18 protein-coding genes are annotated in these 16176 nt (G+C 69.7%); 10 read left to right on the top strand and 8 right to left on the bottom strand.

The annotated features are described in order from the left end of the window. Positions 1-2 precede the first annotated feature (2 nt). Positions 3-491, bottom strand: coding sequence for a hypothetical protein (locus ACG02S_RS22465; protein ID WP_394472731.1), 489 nt, complete (start codon positions 489-491; stop codon positions 3-5). Positions 492-619: 128 nt separating this feature from the next. On the opposite strand from ACG02S_RS22465, the gene dbpA reads away from it, so the two are divergent. Then, complete coding sequence (gene dbpA / locus ACG02S_RS22460) at positions 620-2017, top strand: ATP-dependent RNA helicase DbpA (RefSeq protein ID WP_394472730.1); 1398 nt, start codon at positions 620-622, stop codon at positions 2015-2017. A gap of 112 nt (positions 2018-2129) precedes the next feature. Further along, a complete protein-coding gene (locus ACG02S_RS22455; protein WP_394472729.1) occupies positions 2130-2351 on the top strand; it encodes a hypothetical protein in 222 nt (73 codons plus the stop codon). A 15-nt stretch (positions 2352-2366) separates the two neighbouring features. Here the strand turns inward: ACG02S_RS22455 and ACG02S_RS22450 are convergent, their stop codons facing one another. From ACG02S_RS22450 to ACG02S_RS22420, 7 genes are all read right to left on the bottom strand, one after another. Next, the gene (locus tag ACG02S_RS22450) at positions 2367-3632 is read right to left on the bottom strand and encodes an amidohydrolase family protein (protein WP_394472728.1); all 1266 of its coding nucleotides are present in this window, start codon (positions 3630-3632) and stop codon (positions 2367-2369) included. 50 nt (positions 3633-3682) lie between these two features. Then, positions 3683-5452 (bottom strand): glutamine--tRNA ligase/YqeY domain fusion protein, encoded by a 1770-nt coding sequence (locus tag ACG02S_RS22445; protein WP_394472727.1) that lies wholly within the window; start codon positions 5450-5452, stop codon positions 3683-3685. 54 nt (positions 5453-5506) lie between these two features. Further along, entirely contained in the window at positions 5507-6319 is an 813-nt protein-coding gene (locus tag ACG02S_RS22440; RefSeq protein WP_394472726.1) for a hypothetical protein, read from the bottom strand. Then, positions 6316-6588, bottom strand: coding sequence for a hypothetical protein (locus ACG02S_RS22435; RefSeq protein ID WP_394472725.1), 273 nt, complete (start codon positions 6586-6588; stop codon positions 6316-6318). Before ACG02S_RS22435 ends, ACG02S_RS22440 begins: the two co-directional genes overlap by 4 nt. A gap of 51 nt (positions 6589-6639) precedes the next feature. Further along, on the bottom strand, positions 6640-7419 hold the full coding sequence (locus ACG02S_RS22430) for a LytR/AlgR family response regulator transcription factor (protein ID WP_394472724.1): 780 nt from the start codon (positions 7417-7419) through the stop codon (positions 6640-6642). Next, positions 7416-8480 carry a sensor histidine kinase gene (locus ACG02S_RS22425; RefSeq protein WP_394472723.1) on the bottom strand — a complete coding sequence of 355 codons (1065 nt, stop codon included), beginning with the start codon at positions 8478-8480 and terminating at the stop codon, positions 7416-7418. The genes ACG02S_RS22430 and ACG02S_RS22425 overlap by 4 nt, the downstream gene beginning before the upstream one ends. A gap of 81 nt (positions 8481-8561) precedes the next feature. Further along, on the bottom strand, positions 8562-10118 hold the full coding sequence (locus ACG02S_RS22420) for a helicase HerA-like domain-containing protein (RefSeq protein ID WP_394472722.1): 1557 nt from the start codon (positions 10116-10118) through the stop codon (positions 8562-8564). Positions 10119-10195: 77 nt separating this feature from the next. Between ACG02S_RS22420 and ACG02S_RS22415 the strand changes: the two genes are divergently transcribed. Genes ACG02S_RS22415 through ACG02S_RS22380 form a run of 8 tightly spaced genes read left to right on the top strand, consistent with a single transcriptional unit; the run spans position 10196 to position 16148 of the window. Continuing rightward, positions 10196-10918 carry a YebC/PmpR family DNA-binding transcriptional regulator gene (locus tag ACG02S_RS22415; RefSeq protein WP_394472721.1) on the top strand — a complete coding sequence of 241 codons (723 nt, stop codon included), beginning with the start codon at positions 10196-10198 and terminating at the stop codon, positions 10916-10918. Between the two features lie 3 nt (positions 10919-10921). Continuing rightward, the gene (gene purD, locus ACG02S_RS22410) at positions 10922-12208 is read left to right on the top strand and encodes a phosphoribosylamine--glycine ligase (protein WP_394472720.1); all 1287 of its coding nucleotides are present in this window, start codon (positions 10922-10924) and stop codon (positions 12206-12208) included. 2 nt (positions 12209-12210) lie between these two features. Beyond that, positions 12211-12825: a 1-acyl-sn-glycerol-3-phosphate acyltransferase gene (locus tag ACG02S_RS22405; protein ID WP_394472719.1), complete on the top strand. Its 615-nt coding sequence runs from the start codon at positions 12211-12213 to the stop codon at positions 12823-12825. After that, on the top strand, positions 12822-13769 hold the full coding sequence (hemF, locus tag ACG02S_RS22400) for an oxygen-dependent coproporphyrinogen oxidase (RefSeq protein WP_394472718.1): 948 nt from the start codon (positions 12822-12824) through the stop codon (positions 13767-13769). Before ACG02S_RS22405 ends, hemF begins: the two co-directional genes overlap by 4 nt. Continuing rightward, complete coding sequence (gene nadD, locus ACG02S_RS22395) at positions 13766-14353, top strand: nicotinate (nicotinamide) nucleotide adenylyltransferase (protein ID WP_394472717.1); 588 nt, start codon at positions 13766-13768, stop codon at positions 14351-14353. The genes hemF and nadD overlap by 4 nt, the downstream gene beginning before the upstream one ends. After that, a complete protein-coding gene (rsfS, locus tag ACG02S_RS22390) occupies positions 14354-15073 on the top strand; it encodes a ribosome silencing factor (protein WP_394472716.1) in 720 nt (239 codons plus the stop codon). Continuing rightward, positions 15073-15549: a 23S rRNA (pseudouridine(1915)-N(3))-methyltransferase RlmH gene (gene rlmH, locus ACG02S_RS22385; protein ID WP_394472715.1), complete on the top strand. Its 477-nt coding sequence runs from the start codon at positions 15073-15075 to the stop codon at positions 15547-15549. Before rsfS ends, rlmH begins: the two co-directional genes overlap by 1 nt. Next, positions 15546-16148, top strand: coding sequence for a Maf family protein (locus ACG02S_RS22380; protein ID WP_394472714.1), 603 nt, complete (start codon positions 15546-15548; stop codon positions 16146-16148). Before rlmH ends, ACG02S_RS22380 begins: the two co-directional genes overlap by 4 nt. The last annotated feature ends 28 nt before the right edge of the window (positions 16149-16176 follow it).

Genomic DNA, 16176 nt, shown 5'->3' with positions numbered 1-16176 from the left:
CGTCAGTACTGCTGCTTGGCCCGCTCGCGGGCCATGAAGTTGGCCTGGTCGCGGTCGCGGTCGCGCTGCTGACGGGCCTCGCGTGTTTCCCAGTCGCCGCAGTGGAAGTAGGAGCCGCCGAACAGCCAGCCCAGCAGGCCGGAGCCATCGAGCGCGCGGCCCTCGCCGGCGGTGCAGACCATCGCCGCCTTGGAGCTGCTCTGCTCCAACAGTGCCGACTGCACCAGCATGGAGCGCGACAGCAGCACCGACGTCGGCATGGCCACCGCCAGCAGCACGCCGCCAATGACCGCGCCCTTGGCCCAGCGTGGCAGCGCATCCGGTGCGGCCGGCTGTGTGTTCGGGACCTGCGCGGCTGCCGGGCGTTCCGCCGGCCTGGCGCCGTTGCGGGGCGTGGTGCGCGGCGCATCGTCCAGCCCGGCCAGCACGCGGGTGCGGGCCGAGGTGGGCGGGTCGTTCGGCAGGGTGGCGGGGAAGGAATCGGTGGGCATGCGGCTGAGGCGTTAGACGCCAGCCCGAATGCTAGTGAGGGGCTTCCCGTGCATTCGTGAGCAAATGCAAGCGAGACGCCGCCGGACCGCCCAACCGAGAAGGAAGTCACAGGCTGGACAATCGCGGCATGACCGCTCCCGCCTTTTCGACCCTGCCCCTCAGCCCCGCCGTGCTGGCCAACCTCGACCAGTTGGGCTATGCGCAGATGACACCCATCCAGGCGGCCAGCCTGCCGCTGGCGCTGGCCGGCCGCGACGTCATCGGCGAGGCGCAGACCGGGTCCGGCAAAACGGCCGCCTTCGCCATCGCGCTGCTGCACCGCCTGAATGCCGACCTGTCGCGCGTGCAGGCGTTGGTGCTGGCGCCGACGCGCGAGCTGGCCGACCAGGTCACGCAGGAGATCCGCCGCCTTGCCCGCGCGGCCGACAACATCAAGGTGCTGAGCCTGTGCGGCGGCAGCCCGTTCAAGCCGCAGGCCGAGAGCCTGGCCTTTGGCGCGCACATCGTGGTGGGCACGCCGGGAAGGCTGCTTGACCACCTGGAGCGCGGCACGCTGGACCTGTCCGCGCTGAACACGCTGGTGCTGGACGAGGCCGACCGCATGCTCGACATGGGCTTCCTGGACGACATCAAGGCCGTGGCCAAGCGCGCTCCCGCGAACCGGCAAACGCTGCTGTTCTCAGCCACCTTTCCCGACGGTGTGACCGACATCGCAGCCAAGTTCATGCGCGATCCGCAGACCGTGAAGGTGGCGGGTGCGGCCAGCGCCTCCGCATCCACCATCCGCCAGCTCGCGTTCGAGGTGGGCGAGGGCGAGCGCCTGGACGCCGTGCCGCGGTTGTTGCGCGCGTTCCGCCCGGAATCGACCATCGCCTTCTGCAACACCAAGCAGCAGTGCCGCGACCTGGAGGCAGTGCTGGCCGCGCAGGGTTTCGTGGCGCTGGCGCTGCACGGCGATCTGGAGCAGCGCGACCGCGACCAGGTGCTGATCCAGTTCGCCAACCGCAGCGCCTCGGTGCTGGTGGCCACCGATGTGGCCGCGCGTGGCCTGGACATCGCCAACCTGGCCTGCGTCATCAATGTGGACATCAGCGCCGACGTGGAGCAGCACGTGCACCGCATCGGCCGCACCGGCCGCGCGGGAGCGGACGGCCTCGCGCTGAGCCTGGCCAGCCTGGATGAGATGGGCCGCATCGGCCGCATTGAGCAGCTGCAGGGCGCCGAGTTCACCTGGCAGCCGTTGGACAGCCTGAAGGATGCGCCGGGCGGCCCGTTGCTGCCGGCCATGGACACGCTGCAGATCCTGGGCGGGCGCAAGGAGAAGATCCGCCCCGGCGACATCCTGGGCGCGCTGACCGGGGAGGCCGGCTTCACGGCGGCGCAAATCGGCAAGATCAACGTCACCGACTTCCACAGCTATGTGGCCGTGGAGCGGGGCATTGCCCGGGAGGCGGTGAAGCGGCTGTCCAACGGCAAGCTGAAGGGCCGCAAGGTCAAGGTGCGGCGCCTGGCCGATCTGGAGTGACGGGTTTGTCACATCCGCCCGCATTCGCGGCAGTCCGCGTCGCCGGATGCGACCTTTTCACGCGCAGCGCTGGGGTGTGGCGCCTAACTTGAACCTCAAGACGAGGTGTCCCATGAACTCACGCCCCATGCCTTTGAGTGCCGATTACGAACTGCGGTTCGAGTCCCTGTTCAACGCCGGCCGCGCGCTGGCGTTTCCCTGCGATGCGCACGGCGGCGTCGCGCTGGACGCGCTGAGCGATCGCGCGCGTCAGAACTACCTGTTCGCGCGGGCGGTGGTGGGGCGGGAGTACGCAGTGCCCGTCGTGCTGCGGTGCGGCGGGGCGAGGGATTGATCGTCTGCCTGTCTGTCAGCGGCTGAAGATCACCCGGCCGCCGCGCAGCGTGCATTTCACGTCGGCAAAGTGCCTGACCGACTCGGCCGGGTCGGCGTTCAGCACCACGATGTCAGCGTCCATGCCCGCGCGCAGCCGCCCACGCCGCGAACCCTCGTTCCAGCGCTCGGCCGGCGTCGTCGTCAGCGCCGCGAGGATCTGCAAGGGCCGCAGGCCGGCCTGCGCCAGCAGCTCGTACTCCTCGGTGGGGTCGCTGTCCTCCATGTAGTCCACGTCGGTACCGAACAGCACCTGACCGCCGGCCGCCGCGAAGCGGCCGAACTCGCGCACGCTGTCCTGCAGCACCGCCTCGGCCGCCGGCGCCGGTACCTTTTCCTTGGCCAGCTCGTAGCGAAGCAGCTTCAGCGTCGGCACCATGTGCACGCCCTGGGCGCGCAGCGCGTCCATCAGGTCTGCCGGCCAGGGGCCGGGCACGCCCAGCGGCGGATGCGCCAGGATGTCGACGCCGGCATTCAGCGCCGCGCGCACGCCGTCCAGGTCGGTCGGGTGCGCGAAGACCAGCCGCCCGCGGCGGTGCGTCTGCGTGACGGCGGCCGCGGCGATGTCGGCGGCGATGCGCTTGGGCGGCTGGTTGCGCTGCGGTGTGACGAGGAACAGCTTGGTCGCCTCGGCGCCCGCATCAAGGTTCTGCCGCACCGCCGCCAGCGCCGCGGCCACGGAGTCGGGCTGGGGCAGCTTGGCGAGGAAGGCGGGGTCGAAGTGGTCGATGTACGCGGGCAGCCCGCCGTGCGGGAACAGCGGCAGGCCGGCCGTCAGCAGGCGCGGGCCCTTCAGCTCACCCCGGTTCACGCGGGTGCGCAGGGCCAGTGTGTTGTCGCGGTCGGATGCGATGTCGAAGGCGGTGGTGAAGCCGTAGCGGGTCAGCAGCGCCGTCAGGCCGGCTTCCAGCGTGGCGGCCTTGGCGGTCTGTGCGTGCGCAAACGCGGCGCCGTTCAGGTGCACGTGGCTGTTCTGGAAGCCCGCCACGAGCACGCCGCCATCGCAGGCCGGCGCCAGCGGCGGCACGCCTGCCGCGGCGTCACGCGAGACGACGTCGACGATGCGGCCCTCGCGCACGAGCACGACGCCGTTGTCGATGGGCTTCGCATCCGGCGCCGGATACACCCGCACGCCGCGCAGTGCGCGCGTGGCGGGGTCGGCGGCCTGAGCCGGGGTGGTGAGGGCGCCGCAGCACAGCAGTGCGGCGGCGAGGCGGAGCAGTGGCGAGCGGGTGGGTTGCATGCGCGCCAGCCTATCAAAGGCCGCCGCGGCTCAGCGCTGCGCGCGCCGCATCACTTGGCGAAGCTGTCCTTCAGGCCCGTGATCTTGTTGAACACCGGCTTGTCGGCCGTGTGGTCCGCGCGGTCGCTCACGAAGTAGCCGTGGCGCTCGAACTGCCAGCGCTGGTCGGGCGCGGCGCCGGCCAGCGAAGGTTCGACGAAGCCCTGCACCACGCGCAGCGAGTTCGGGTTCACGAATTCCAGGAAGTCTCGTCCACCGGCGTCCGGCTGGGCTTCGGTGAACAGGCGCTCGTACAGGCGCACTTCCGCGGCGACGGCCTCGTGCGCGCCGACCCAGCCGATGGTGCCCTTGACCTTCACGGCGTCCGCGCCCGGCGTGCCGCTCTTGGTGTCGGGGATGACAGTCGCCAGCACGGCGGTGACCTTACCGTCGGCGTCCTTCTCGGCGCCGGTGCATTCGATGATGACGCCGGCCTTCAGGCGCACCTTGTTGCCGGGAAACAGCCGGAAGTAGCCCTTCACGGGCGTCTCCATGAAGTCCTCCGTCTCGATCCACAGCTCGGGGCCCAGCGTGAACTTGCGCAGGCCCAGTTCCGGCTTGTGCGGGTGGGCGGCGGTCTCGCAGGGCTCGCGGTGGTCGGCGGAGCCAAACACCTCGGCGTAGTTCGTCAGCATGAGCTTCAGCGGCTGCAGCACGGCGAAGGCGCGGGGAGCCTGCGGCTCCAGGTCGGCGCGCAGGGCCTGGTCGAGCACGGTGTCGTCGATCCACGCGTTCTGCTTGCTGGCGCCGGTGGCTTCCACCATGGCGCGCAGGCTGGCCGGCGTGAAGCCACGCCGGCGCAGACCCACCAGCGTCGGCATGCGCGGGTCGTCCCAGCCGTTGACGTGTCGATCTTCCACCAGTTGGCGCAGCTTGCGCTTGCTGGTGACGACGTAGTTCAGGTTCAGGCGGCCAAACTCGATCTGCTGCGGCAGCGGCCGGGCCAGCAGGCCGAGGTCGGCGAGCTGGTTCAGCAGCCAGTCGTAGAAGGGGCGCTGGTCCTCGAACTCCAGCGTGCAGATGCTGTGCGTGATGCGCTCCAGCGCGTCCTCGATGGGGTGGGCGTAGGTGTACATCGGGTAGATGCACCACTTGTTGCCCGTCGCGTGGTGTTCCGCGTGCTTGATGCGGTACAGCGTCGGGTCGCGCAGGTTGATGTTGGGCGACGCCATGTCGATCTTGGCGCGCAGCACCATCGCGCCGTCGGGGTGTCGCGCATCTCGCATTTCTCGGAACCGCGCAAGGTTCTCGGCCGGGGTGCGGTCGCGGAACGGGCTGTTGACGCCCGGGCGCCCGAAGTCGCCGCGGTTGGCGCGCATGTCCTCGGCGCTCTGCTCGTCCACATAGGCGTGGCCGGCGTTGATGAGCGCCTCGGCGCTGGCATACATGAAGTCGAAATAGCTGCTGGCCTCGTAGAGGTTGTCGCCCCAGCTCCAGCCCAGCCACTGCACCATTTCCTTGATGGCGTTGACGTACTCCAGCTCCTCTTTCTCGGGGTTGGTGTCGTCGAAGCGCAGGTGGCAGGCACCGCCGAAGTCGCGCGCCAGGCCGAAATTCAGGCAGATGCTCTTGGCGTGGCCGATGTGCAAGTAGCCGTTGGGCTCGGGCGGGAAGCGGGTGCGGATGCGCGCTTCGTCCAGCGGTGCGCCGGCGTGGTGGGCGGCGTCGCCCGGCGTGCCCGCGAACTGGCGGCCTGCGAAGGCACCCGTCTCGAGGTCGTGCTCGATACGCTGGCGCAGGAAGTTCGTCGCGGGGGCAGCGGGTGCGGCGGGGTGGCTCATCGTGGGCTCTGGAAATGGAAGCGGGCCATGTTCCGGCCCGCGAGGGCTGCGATTCTAAGGACGCCGCTCCAACCGCAGGGGCACGCGCACGTGCGCCAGCGCGATGCTGATCCACACCGCCACGCTGAAGTAGAGCGTCATCCACACGACCTCGCTGCGCCAGTGCGCCCAGTCGTGCGACACGGTCCAGCGGCTGGACACATCGGCCACGCCGGCCGCCAGCGTCACGTAGGCGCGGCCGGCGGCCTCGTCGGCCAGCCAGCGCGCCCAGTACATGGGCACGTCGATGAAGAACATGCAGGCCGTGTACAGCGTGCCGGCCACGAGCGCCGGCACCAGCCAGCGCCGGCCGCGCGCACTGGCCCGTGGCCACAGGCCCGCCATCGCGATGACGCTGAGCAGCGCGCAGCTGCCCCACAGCGCTTCCTCGACAACGTGGCCGATGTTGCGCGTCGTCAGCACTGCGTACCAGGAGTTGACCTCGGCGATGGCGATCAGCGGCACGATGGCCAGCGCGACCGAGTGGCTGAACCGGTGCCCGGTCGCCAGCGCCGCACCGCGCAGCAGCAGCGCCCATTGCGCAGCGAAGCTCAGCTCGGCGATGGTGGCCACCGTGCGCCCCACCAGCACGCTGGAGGCCCAGGAGTCCACCATGACGACGCGAGGCACGTCGAACACCGGCAGCACCGAGCGGTAGCCGCAGCCCAGCACGTACAGCGCCGACAGAACGAGCTGCAGCCGCTGGTGGGGCCAGGTCGTGCCGTCAGGACGGTGGCGGTGCAGCCAGGCGGTCGAGACCGTCCAGGCGAGCAGGTTCACGCCGGCGATGGCGCACAGCAGCTGCCACCAGGGGGTCGCGTCGGTCATGTCTTCTTCTCCTCGCCGGACTTTCGCGGGCGGCCCGTCTTCACCGGCTCAAGCCGGTCCAGAGCCGCCGCGAGGGCAGCGGGTTCCAGCCGCGCCAGTGCCTGCAAGCCGGCACGCAGCAGCTCGCTCTTCTTGGCCTCCCGCTGGACGCCATGCAGCCGGTTCTTCAACTCCTTCAGCAGCGCGTAGTCCGCCTCGGGCATGGTGAAGCCGTCGCGCACGAGCTGGGCGCGAGCGGGCGGGGGCGGGGGCTTGCGGGTATGGGGCATAACGATGAAAACCGTTTATACGGTTTTCGCGGCGCGCCATCTACCGTGCCGTTACAGCGCCTTGAAACGAGTGGCGTGCACGCGGCTGACTGTCAGCGTCTCTGGCCGCTGGCGCAGCACCAGCAGCACGGTGCCGTTTTCCTGCCGCTGCGCGCGGGCCACGGCGTCGATGTGGACGACGGTGGCGCGGTGCACCTGCCAGAAGCGTTCGGCGTCCAGCTGCGGCAGCAGCTCGCGCAGCGACACGCGCACCCAGTAGTCGCGCTCGGCCGTCACGGCGCGCACGTACTTGTCGGCGGCCTCCAGGTAGACGATGTCGTCCACCGGCACCAGCTCGACAGCGTCGCCGACGGCCGCCTGCAGGTGGCGCAGCCGCGGCACCGGCGTGACGGCCTGAGCGAGCAACTGTCGCAGCGAAGCCAGCGTGGCGTCCTGCTCTGCGGGCTGGGCCAGACGCGCCTGCAGCCGCTGCACGCACTGCACCAGCCGCGCGGGCGTGACGGGCTTGAGCAGGTAGTCGGCCGCGGCGGCGTCGAAGGCTTGCAGCGCGTACTGGTCGTAGGCGGTCACGAAGACGAACAGGGGCAGGGCGCCCGCGTCGTCCGCCCAGTCCTCGGTGATGGCCTGCGCGGCCTCCAGCCCGGTCATGCCGGGCATGCGGATGTCCAGGAAGCAGACCCGCGGCCGGTGCTGCAGCGCCAGCGCCACGGCCGCAGTGCCGTTGCCGGCCTGCGCTACGACCTGCAACGCGGGCCAGGCGGTGGCCAGCTCCATGCGCAGGTTGTCGGCCAGCAGCGGTTCGTCTTCGGCGATGAGGGCGGTGGGGGTCATGACGCAATCTCGATGCGGGCCAGGCTGCCACCGCCGGGCTGCGGCTGGAGCGTGAAGCGGGCAGCGTTGCCATAGCGCTGGGCGAGGCGCTCGCGCACCTGGTCCAGCCCAAAGCCGGCGCCGGGCAGTCCGGTCGCCTGGGTCAGTCCGGCCCCGTTGTCGGCGACTTCCAGCACCAGCCGCGCGCCGTCGCGCGCCGCCGACACGCGCAGCTCGCCGCCGTCCACATGTGGCTCGAGTCCGTGCTTGATGGCGTTCTCCACCAACGGCTGCAGCAGCAGCGGCGGGATGGCGAGGGCGGCCAGGTCGGGCGGCAGGTCCAGCCGCACGTGCAGCCGCTCGCCCATGCGCAGCTGCATCAGCGCGAGGTAGTCGGACAGCCGCTCGAACTCGTCGGCCAGCGCATGCTCGGTGGCGCGGCTGGCCTGCAGCGTGGCGCGCAGGTATTCGATGAGGCGGTCCAGCATCTGCTGCGCCTCGTCCGGCCGCAGCTTGATCAGCACGCGCAGGTGGGCCAGCGTGTTGAACAGCATGTGCGGCTCCAGCTGGCTTTGCAGCAGCGCCAGCCGCGCTTCCGCCGCTTGGCGCTCGGCCTGGACGCGCTCGATGCGCGAACGGTTGATCTTGTACAGCGAGAAGAACCACCAGGTGGCCAGCACTGACACCAGCAGCGTGAACGCGACGGACAGCGCCAGGCGGCGGTCGGCGCTCTGCCAGGAGGTGAAATGGCGTCCGCCGGTGATCAGGTCACCCAGCCACAGGCCGCCGCTGTAGCCCGCCAGCGTGCCGACCACGATGCAGGGCATCAGCCAGCCCCAGCCGACCCAGCCATGGCGCAGCTCTGCCGTGTCACCCTGCCGACGCCGCAGCAGCGCGGACAGGCCGTAGGTCAGCAGCGAGATACAGGCCGAGATCTGCACCCCGACGGTGAACGAATACAGCATGCCGTGCCAGAACTGCCCGCCGCGCAGCAGGTAGTTCAGCAGGCCCACGACGACGCAGATGGCGACCGTGCCGCCGACATAGGTCGGCCATTCCCGGCGAGAGGGGGGAGCGTTCATGCGCGCAGCATCGGCAGGCGCACGCCCCGGCGCCAGCGGCCTGCGACGAGCGGACGCCGGGCGGCGCGAAGCCCGCGCGGCTCAGCGCCGGCGGCTGCCACCGCCGCCCAGGATGCTGCCCAGCACGCCGCGGATGATCTCGCGGCCCACGGCCGAGCCCATGCTGCGCACGGCCGACTGCGCGGCCTTCTCGGCCAGGCCGGGGTGGCGCCCGCCACGCGGGCCGGTGGTGCCGAACAGCACGTCCTTCAGGCTGTCCATCAGGCCGCCGCCGGCTTCGGCCGGCGCGGGTGCGGGTTGCTGACCGCCCTTGAAGACGCTGCCCGCTTCGGCCGCCATGCCGCCCCCCTGCGGCGCGGCGGCGGCCGGCTTGCCGACCAGCTTCTCGTAGGCTGACTCGCGATCCAGCTGCTTCTCGTAGACGCCGGCCACCAGCGAGGTTGCGATGAGCTGCTGGCGCTGCTGCGGATTGATGGGGCCGATCTGGCTGCCCGGCGGCAGCACGAACACGCGCTCCGTGATGCTGGGCCGGCCTTTCTCATCGAGCAGGCTGACCAGGGCCTCGCCGACGCCCAGCTCGGTGATCGCGGCCGCGATGTCCAGCCCGGGCTTGGCGCGCATGGTGTCGGCCGCACTTTTGACGGCTTTCTGGTCGCGTGGCGTGAAGGCGCGCAGCGCATGCTGCACGCGGTTGCCAAGCTGGCCCAGCACGGTGTCGGGGATGTCCAGCGGGTTCTGTGTCACGAAGTACACGCCCACGCCCTTGGAGCGCACCAGCCGCACGACCAGCTCGATGCGCTCGACCAGCGCATCCGGCGCATCCTTGAACAGTAGGTGGGCCTCGTCGAAGAAGAACACCAGCTTGGGTTTGTCCAGGTCGCCCACCTCGGGCAGCGTCTCGAACAGCTCGCTCAGCATCCACAGCAGGAACGTTGCGTACAGGCGCGGCGCGTTCATCAGCTTGTCCGCTGCCAGGATGTTGATGACGCCGAGGCCCTGGTCCGTCTGCATGAAGTCGGCGATGTTGAGCATCGGCTCGCCGAAGAACTTGTCGCCGCCCTGCGCCTCGATCTGCAGCAGGCCTCGCTGGATGGCGCCCACGCTGGCGGCCGATACGTTGCCGTACTGCGTCGTGAACTGACTCGCGTTGTCGCCCACGTGCTGCAGCATCGCGCGTAGGTCCTTCAGGTCCAGCAGCAACAGGCCGTTGTCGTCGGCGATCTTGAACACCATCTGCAGCACGCCAGCCTGCGTCTCGTTCAGCGCCAGCATGCGCGCCAGCAGCAGCGGGCCCATGTCCGACACCGTCGCGCGCACCGGGTGGCCCTGCTCGCCGAACACGTCCCATAGCGTGGTGGGGCAGGCCAGCTTCTCCGGCGGCGCTATGCCCCGGTCCTTCAGCACGGCCAGCAGCTTCTCGCTGGGGTTGCCGGCCTGACTGATGCCGGTCAGGTCGCCCTTCACGTCGGCCATGAAAACGGGCACGCCGAGCTTGCTGAAGCTCTCGGCCAGCTTCTGCAGGCTGATGGTCTTGCCGGTGCCGGTGGCGCCGGTGATCAGGCCGTGGCGATTGGCCAGCGCCGGCAGCAGCAGGCACTCGGTCTCGGCATGGCGGGCCAGCAGGATGGGGTCAGTCATGGGCGGGTCCTCTAAAATCGCGCTTCTGCCAACGATAAATCAGGCGCTGCACTGCCAGCCGCCGGGAGCCACACCTTATGGCCGGACATTCCAAATGGGCCAACATCCAACACCGCAAAGGCCGCCAGGACGAGAAGCGCGGCAAAATCTGGACGCGGATCATCCGTGAAATCACGGTCGCGGCCCGCCAGGGTGGGCCCGACATCAAGGACAACCCGCGCCTGCGGTTGGCCGTGGCGCAGGCCAAGGCGGCCAACATGCCGGCCGACCGCATCAAGTACAACATCGACAAGGCCAGCGGCAACATCGACGGCCTGACCTACGAGGAAATCCGTTACGAGGGCTACGGCATCGGCGGCGCGGCCATCATGATCGACACGATGACGGACAACCGCGTCCGCACCGTGGCCGAGGTGCGCCACGCGTTCAGCAAGTACGGCGGCAACATGGGCACGGACGGCTCCGTGGCCTTCCAGTTCAAGCACGTCGGCCAGCTGCTGTTTGCGCCCGGCACGTCGGAAGACAAGGTCATGGAAGTGGCACTGGAGGCCGGTGCCGAGGACGTCATCACCGGCGACGACGGTGCCATCGAGGTGTTGACCTCGCCCGCCGACTATGAGGCCGTCAAGGCCGCGCTGGAAGCCGCCGGCCTGGTGGCCGAGCTGTCGGAAGTGACTATGCGCCCCGAGAACACGATCGCGCTGACCGGCGAGGACGCCGAGCGCATGCAAAAGCTGCTGGACGTCATCGAGGACCTCGACGATACGCAGGCCGTCTATCACAACGCCGAACTGGGCTGAACGATGAAAGTTCTTGTTATCGGCAACGGTGGCCGTGAGCACGCGCTGGGCTGGAAGCTGCTCCAGGGCGAGCGTGTGAGCCAGGTGTTTGTGGCGCCCGGCAACGGCGGCACGGCGCGCGACGAGCGGCTGCAGAACGTGGACATCGCCGCCACCGATGCGAAGGCGCTGGCCGACTTCGCGGTCGAACAGAAGATCACGCTGACCGTCGTGGGCCCCGAGGCCGCACTGGCAGCCGGCGTCGTGGACGAGTTCCGTGCGCGCGGCCTGCGCATCTTCGGCCCCACCAAGGCGGCAGCGCAGCTGGAGTCGTCCAAGGCTTTCGCCAAGGACTTCATGAAGCGCCACGGCATCCCGACGGCGGCCTACGAGACCTTCTGCGACCCGGCCGCCGCCCACGCCTACGTGGACGGCCGTGGCGCGCCCATCGTCATCAAGGCCGACGGCCTGGCAGCCGGCAAGGGCGTCGTCGTCGCGACGACGCTGGCGGAGGCCCACGAGGCGATCAGCTGGATCCTGGAAGACAACAAGCTGGGCGTCGTGCACAACGACGGCGGCGCGCGCGTGGTCATCGAGGACTTCCTCGCCGGCGAGGAGGCCAGCTTCATCGTCGTCTGCGACGGCAAGCATGTCGTGTCGCTGGCCACCAGCCAGGACCACAAGCGCCTGCTGGACGGCGACGAAGGCCCCAACACCGGCGGCATGGGCGCCTATTCGCCCGCGCCGGTCGTCACGCCCAATGTGCACGCCAAGGTCATGCACGAGATCATCCAGCCGACCATCGCCGGCATGGCCAAGGACGGCCATCCGTTCACCGGCTTTCTGTATGCCGGCCTGATGATCGACGAGCACGGCCAGCCGCGCACCGTCGAGTTCAACACCCGCATGGGCGACCCCGAGACCCAGCCCATCATGATGCGGCTCAAGAGCGATCTGTTCGAGCTGTTGATGGACGCCACCGACGGCACGCTGGATCAGGTCGAGCTGCAGTGGGACCGCCGCGTCGCGCTGGGCGTGGTGCTCGCGGCCGAGGGCTACCCGCTGAATCCGCGCAAGGGCGACGCGATCACGGGCCTGCCGGCCGACGAGGCCGAGGCCATGGTGTTTCATGCCGGCACCGCCGAGGTCGACGGCAAGCTGGTGACCAGCGGCGGCCGCGTGCTGTGCGTGACGGCGTTGGGCGAGTCCGCCCGCACCGCCGCGCAGGCGGCCTATGAGCTCGCGGCCGGCATCCAGTTCGCCGGCCGGCAGTACCGGTCGGACATCGGCCACCGGGCCATCAAGCGTTGACGTTGCAACCCGCCGTCCTGAGCGGACCGCTGCAACCGCACGGCCGCCCCTCGGGGTTGGCGCGCGGCTTGCTGGGTCTGTTCGGCTGGACGGTGGACGCACCTGGCGTGCCGGCGGAGCAGGGCGTCATCCTGGTCTATCCGCACACGTCCAACTGGGATTTCGTCATCGGCGTGCTGGCTAAGTGGGCGCTCGGACTCCAGTTGCGCTTCTGGGGCAAGGACAGCCTGTTCAAGGTGCCGCTGCTGGGCCGCTGGGCGCGCGGGATCGGTGGGGTGGCGGTGGACCGCAACAGCCGCCACGGCATCGTCGCCGACACGGTAGCGCAGATGCGCGAGGCCGCCGCGCGCGGCGAGCGCTTCTGGCTGGCCGTCGCCCCCGAGGGCACGCGCTCGCGGGCCAGCGGCTGGCGCACGGGTGCCTATCAGGTGGCCGTGCAGGCCGGCGTGCCGGTGGGCCTGTGCTACTTTGACTTTCAACAGCGCGTCGTCTCGTTGACCCGCTTCGTTCGATTGACGGGTAACGTGGAGGCCGATTTCGCCGCGTTTGCCGATTACCTGGGTCATCGCGTCGGCTGCAAGCCGGCGCTGGCCAGCCCCATCCAACCTCGCCCATGAACAGCCAAGCCGTCCGTGACTATCTGCTGGACCTTCAACAGCGCATCGTCAGCGCGCTGGAGGGGGTCGACGGCAATGCCTTCATCAGCGACGGCTGGACCCGCGAACCCGGCGGCCGGCTGGAGGGCGACGGCCTGTCGCGCCTCATCGAAGGCGGCGCGGTGTTTGAGCGCGGTGGCGTCAACTTCTCGCACGTGAAGGGCCGCGTGCTGCCGCCGTCGGCCACACAGCACCGCCCCGAACTGGCCGGCGCGCCGTTCGAGGCCATGGGCGTCTCGCTGGTCATCCACCCGCAGAACCCCTTCGTGCCGACCGTGCATATGAACGTGCGCATGTTCGCTGCGCTGCCAGCCGGCGCGCCGGCGGTGACCTGGTTCGGCGGTGGCATGGACCTCACGCCGTTCTACGGCTACGAGCGCGACGCGCAGCACTTCCACCGCACCTGCCGCAGTGCGCTGGACGTGCAGGACGCGCAGCTGTACCCGAAGTTCAAGACGTGGTGCGACGACTACTTCTTCCTGAAGCACCGCAACGAGCCGCGCGGCATCGGCGGCATCTTCTTCGACGACTTTGCTGTCCCTGAAGGTTCCGGTGGCTTCGACGCCGGCTTCGGGCTGATCCGCGCGGTCGGCGATGCCTTCCTGGGCGCCTACCTGCCCATCGTCGAGCGCCGCCACGGCTATGCCTATGGAGAGCGCGAGCGCGACTTCCAGTCCTACCGGCGTGGTCGCTATGTCGAGTTCAACCTCGTGTGGGACCGTGGAACACTGTTCGGGTTGCAGTCCGGCGGTCGGACGGAATCCATCCTGATGTCCATGCCGCCGCAGGTGAAGTGGCGCTACGACTGGGCGCCCGACCCGGGCACGCCCGAGGCGCGCCTGTACACCGACTTCCTGCGCCCGCGCGACTGGGCCGACGAAACCCCGACCGCCCTCTGGCTATGAAGTTGGCCCTTTTCGGCGGCAGCTTCGACCCGCCTCACCTGGGCCACCTGGCCTTTGCCCGCTTTGCGCTCGACGCGTTGGCGCCCGATCGCCTGCTGTGGCTGCCGGCCGGCCGCCAGTGGCAGAAGCCCGACCAGATCATGGCCGCCGGGGTGCATCGCGTGCAGATGCTGAAGTGCCTGACGGCTGGCGAATCGCGTTTCCTCATCGACGACCGCGAGCTGCACCGCCGGGGCCCCAGCTTCACGGCCGATACGCTGCGAGAATTCGCGCAGCAGTACACGGGTGCCGAGCTGATGTTCCTCATCGGCCAGGACCAGTACTCGCGGCTGCCCAGCTGGTACCGTGCGGAGGTCGTCACCGAGCTGGCGACGCTGGTGGTCGTGCCGCGTGCGGGCGAGGCCGTCGTCACGCCGCCCGGCATGCCATCGCACCGACTGCAGGTGCTGGACCTGCCGAACACCCCCATTTCATCGACCGCCGTGCGCGAGGCCATCGCGCGCGGCGGCGACATCAGCCCCTTGGTGGGCGCCGCGGTCGCGAGCTATATTGCCTCGCACCGCCTATACGAGAAGAAGCCCTGAATGGACATTCGCAAGCTGCAACGAGCCATCGTCGATGGACTCGAGGACGTCAAGGCCCAGAACATCGTCGTGTTCAACACCGAGCATCTGTCGCCGCTGTTCGAGCGCGTCATCATCGCCTCCGGCACCAGCAACCGGCAGACCAAGGCCCTGGCCTCCAGCGTGCGTGAGACGGTCAAGGGCCGCGGCCTGCAGGTCATGCGCACCGAGGGCGAGGACAACGGCGAATGGATCATCGTGGACTGCGGCGCGGCCGTCGTGCACGTGATGCAGCCGGCCATCCGCGACTACTACCACCTCGAAGAGATCTGGGGCGGCAAGCCCGTCAAGCTCAAGGTGAGCGACGGCGAGACGCGGCTGGTCAAGGCTTCCGAGGATGCGTCCGCGAAGCCTGCCAAGGCATCCAAGAAGAAGCCTGTGCAGGAGCTGGGCCCTGTGGGTGGCAAGAAGGCCCCCGCCAAGAAGGCTGCGGCGCCGGCTGCCAAGAAGGCCGCGCCCGCCAAGAAGGGCGTGAGCCGCGTGGTGGGCAGCAAGACGCCTGCCGCCAAAACCATCAAGGTCGGCGCGGCCAAGCCGGCGGCCAAGAAGACGGCGGCCAAGGCGGCCCCCGCGCCGAAGGCCGCGCCTGCCCGCAAGGCCGCAGCGCCCGCGAAGACGGCGGCCAAAAAGGTCGTCGCCAAGAAGGCGCCAGCGAAGAAGACCGCGGCCAAGAAGGGCTGATGCGGCTGTTCCTGGTCGCCGTGGGCCAGCGCCAGCCGGCCTGGGCGGACACCGCCTACGAGGACTTCGCCAAGCGGTTTCCGCCTGAACTGAAGCTGGAGCTGAAGGCCGTCAAGGCCGAGACGCGGGGCAGCAAGACGGCGGAGCAACTCATGGCCGCAGAAGCCGCCCGCATCGAGGCGGCGCTGCAGTCAACGGGCAGGGGCGTGCGCCGCATCATCCTGGACGAGCGTGGCGAACGTCGCACCAGCGTGCAGCTGGCCGAGCGGCTGAAGCTGTGGATGGGCGAGGGCCGCGACGCCGCGCTGATCATCGGCGGCCCCGACGGCCTGCATCCCGACCTGAAGGCAACGGCGGACGAGACGCTGCGCCTGTCCGACCTGACGCTGCCGCACGCCTTCGCCCGGGTGCTGCTGGCCGAGGGGCTGTACCGTGCCTGGACCGTGACGACCGGCCATCCCTACCACCGCGAATGACCGGATTCCTCTACCTCGCCTCGCAGAGCCCGCGCCGCCGCCAGTTGCTGGACCAGCTGGGTGTCCCGCAGGAGCTGCTGCTGCCTGGCGCCGACGAGGACGCCGAGGCGTTGGAAGCGGTGCAGCCGGGCGAGCCGCCCGAGACCTACTGCGCCCGCGTGACCACCGCCAAGCTGGATGCGGCCCTCGCACGTCTGGCTGCGCGCGGCCTGCCGCCCGCGCCCGTGCTGTGCGCCGACACGACGGTGGCCATCGACGATCTCATCCTCGGCAAGCCCGTCGACGCGACCGATGCCGCGCGCACGCTGGCGCTGCTGGCCGGGCGCACGCACCGCGTCATCACGGCCGTCACGGTGGCCGATGCGACGCGCCGCGTGGCCGCGTTGAACGTGTCGCAGGTGGAGTTCGCGCCGCTGTCCGCCGCGCAGATCGCGCGCTATGTCGACACCGGCGAGCCCTTCGGCAAGGCGGGGTCATACGCGATCCAGAGCCAGGCCGCCGCGTGGATCGTGAAGATTGCCGGCAGCTACTCGGGCATCATGGGGTTGCCCCTCTTTGAGACAGCGCAGCTGTTGGACAAATTCGGCTTTGAGTTTTGACACCTGCGCCTGCTGGGCGCATGGGTCA

Source organism: Pelomonas dachongensis, assembly GCF_043555865.1.
Classification (GTDB): Bacteria; Pseudomonadota; Gammaproteobacteria; order Burkholderiales; family Burkholderiaceae_C; genus Pelomonas; species Pelomonas dachongensis.
Note: the sequence above shows the minus strand (reverse complement) of the source record. Positions and strands in the feature narration are given on the sequence as shown.